This window comes from Mesorhizobium sp. (assembly GCF_004962925.1).
In the GTDB taxonomy this organism is placed as follows: domain Bacteria; phylum Pseudomonadota; class Alphaproteobacteria; order Rhizobiales; family Rhizobiaceae; genus Mesorhizobium.
This window is the reverse complement of the sequence record NZ_SUEO01000494.1, coordinates 1-246: the sequence shown is the minus strand read 5'-3', so window position 1 is coordinate 246 and position 246 is coordinate 1. Positions and strand designations below refer to the sequence as shown.

Here is a 246-nt window from a genome sequence, read left to right as displayed (position 1 = left end):
GGTCGATATCGAAGATCAGCGTCATGTCGGGCACCATGCCGTTGATGGCGACCTTTTCCAGCGTGCCCATGAACGCCGGATCGAGGCCGCCGGTGACGCCCTGGTAGACGCGTGAAGAGTCCATGAAGCGATCACAAAGCACGATCGAGCCGCGTTCGACCGCCGGACGGATGATCTGCTCGACATGGTCGGAACGCGCGGCGGCGAAAAGCAGTGCTTCCATCCTGGGGGCGAATGGCTCGGCAG

At 62.6% G+C, this 246-nt stretch carries 1 protein-coding gene; it reads right to left on the bottom strand.

Annotated elements, in window-relative coordinates:
* Nucleotides 1-246 (bottom strand): dTMP kinase (locus tag E5W87_RS35850; RefSeq protein WP_292408799.1); only part of this gene is annotated, 246 nt, incomplete at both ends.